We start from the raw sequence: 2,414 nt of genomic DNA on the forward strand, positions 1-2,414 counted from the left end.
GCGAGTTCGGCGAACGCCGCCCGGACCTGCCGGCGCTCGACGCCGGCGAGGCTGGCCCCGGCCGCCGTACTGATTGTCAGGTCCGTGCTGCCGCCGACCAGCCGGAAGAGCCGGGCCGTCGACTCGGTCAGCAGGCGGTACGACCAGGACAGGGCCGTGCGCACGCTGCTGGCGGGGTCGCCGGCGTCCAACCCGTCCAGGCCCCCGTCGGTGCGCAACTGCGCGCCCAGCTCGGCCAGGGAGAGCTGTGGCCGGACCACCGCCCGGGCCGCCACCACGACCAGCGCCAACGGCAGCCGGTCACAGAGCCCGACCAACTCGCCGATGGCAGCTCGTTCCCTCTCGGCCCGCACCCCGATCCGCGCCCGCAGCAGAGCGGCCGCGTCCCCGGCGGTGAGCAGATCCAGCACCAACGGCTCGGCGCCCTCGGTGGCCACCAGGCCGGTCAGCCGGTCCCGGCTCGTCACCAGCACCAGGCAGTGGGCGGACCCGGGTAGCAGCGGCCGGACCTGCGCGGCGTCCCGGGCGTTGTCCAGCAACACCAGCATCCGTCGACCGGCCAGCAGGCTCCGATAGAGCGCTGTCTGCTCCTGCGGGTCGAACGGCAGTTCCCGGGGCGACACACCGAGCGCCGCGAGAAAGCCGCGCACCACCTGCTCCGCAGTGCGCACCACGCCACTGTGGCTGTAGCCCTCAAGGTTGGCGTAGAGCTGCCCGTCGGGGAAACTCTCGACCACCCGGTGGGCCCAGTGCACGGCCAGCGCCGTCTTGCCCACCCCGGCCAATCCGGAGAGCACCGCCACCGGCACGGCGCCGGGATGCGCCTCGGCATTCGCCCGCAGGGCGCTCAGTCGAACCAGCTCCGCCTCCCGTCCCGCGAAGCCCCGGACGTCCGACGGCAACTGCGCCGGGACCGGGTGGGCTGGGGTCGGCCGCGCGGCGGGACCGGCCGCGCCCGGTGTCGGAGCGGGTTCGGCGCGGGGCACCGGCACGGTGACCTCACCGCGCAGGATGGCCTGGTGCAACTGGCGAAGTTCCGCGCTCGGGTCCGCACCGAGGACCTCGGCCAACCGTTCCCGTAGGCGGGCGTAGTACGCCAGGGCTTGGGCGCCTCGTCCGGCGGCGGCCAGCGCGCGCAGCAACGCGGCGGCGACCGGTTCGTCGAGCGGGTGGTCGTCGGCGAGCCGGGTCAACGGGTCGATCACGGCGTCCGGCTCACCCCGGCGAAGCGGGCCGCGGGCCCACTGCACGACGGTGTCGATGTGCCGGCGGTGCCAGTCCTGCCGGACCCGGGCCGCCCACTCGCCGGGCAGGCCGGCCAGTGGCTCCCCGCGCCACAGAGCCATCGCCCGGCGCAGCAGCTCCGCCCGCTCCGGGTCGTCGTCGGCCAGTTCGTCGGCCCGCCGCCGCAGCGCGTCGAAGTGCTGGCCGTCGACGGTCTCCGGCGGCAGGTCCAGCAGGTACCCACCGGAGCGGCGGACCAGCGCGTCCGGCGCCCCGGCGGCGGTCAGCACCCGGCGGATCCGAGCGAGGTAGACGTGCAGGTTGTGCCGAACCCGCGGCGGCGGGGAGTCACCCCACACCCGATCCACCAGGGATTCCGCGCGAACCGGCCGACCCACGTCGACCGCCAGCGCGGCGAGGACGGCGCGTTGCCGGGCCGCTCCCGCGTCGATCAGCTGGCCGTCCGTCCACACCTCGACTGGCCCGAGGATCCGAATCTCCATGAACCGCCGCTCGCCCCCGTGTCGCCGGTCGGCCAAGCCGACTGACACGGCCGGATTGAGGTTCCGGCAGGAATCCGTCGACCTACCGCGCAGATCATCGTCGGCACAGCGACATCTCTCAATCCGATGTCGGCAACTCGACTCACGGCCGCCTCGGTCGTGACGAGACCCGGAGGTCACTCACGTGCGAAATATTCGGCGAAGGCTCACGTCCGCCCTGGTTGCCACGGTTGCCCTGACCGCCGCGCTCGGCGTCGCCCCGAGCCCGGCCCAGGCCGCCAACTACCCGTGCCCCACGAACCTGCTCTGCCTCTACGCCGGTACGAACTTCTCCGGTGACGTGTTCTACCTCGACGGGCCGTACAACGGCTGTAACGACGTCACGCTGCCCTCGTACTTCCGCAACGAGGCCCAGTCGATCAAGAACAACCGGGCTTCCGGCACCGTCTCCACCTTCTGGGACAACGCCAACGCCACCGGGCTCCTCGGCTACCAGCACGCCTACGGCTATCGGGCGAACCTGGCGTACGACTCGGCCGCGATCGGTGGCACCTGGAACCTGCGCATCGAGGCCGTACGGGTCTGCTGAGGGCGGAAGTCTCCGGTGGGGGAGAGAATCGACATCCAGGCCGATCTGGCCGAAGGTCAGCGCGAGGCCGAGCGCGATGAGCAGCAGCACCGCGCCGA

At 72.9% G+C, this 2,414-nt stretch carries 2 protein-coding genes; one reads left to right on the top strand and one right to left on the bottom strand.

All coding sequences use genetic code 11. From position 1 onward, the window contains the following. A partial coding sequence (locus tag ABZ749_RS33915) for a BTAD domain-containing putative transcriptional regulator (protein WP_357235185.1) occupies window positions 1-1,727 on the bottom strand: 1,727 nt, incomplete at its 3' end. Between the two features lie 184 nt (window positions 1,728-1,911). On the opposite strand from ABZ749_RS33915, the gene ABZ749_RS33920 reads away from it, so the two are divergent. Further along, window positions 1,912-2,316 carry a peptidase inhibitor family I36 protein gene (locus ABZ749_RS33920; RefSeq protein WP_357235188.1) on the top strand — a complete coding sequence of 135 codons (405 nt, stop codon included), beginning with the start codon at window positions 1,912-1,914 and terminating at the stop codon, window positions 2,314-2,316. Window positions 2,317-2,414: the final 98 nt, after the last annotated feature.

The organism is Micromonospora sp. NPDC047753, from assembly GCF_040642735.1.
GTDB lineage: Bacteria > Actinomycetota > Actinomycetes > Mycobacteriales > Micromonosporaceae > Micromonospora.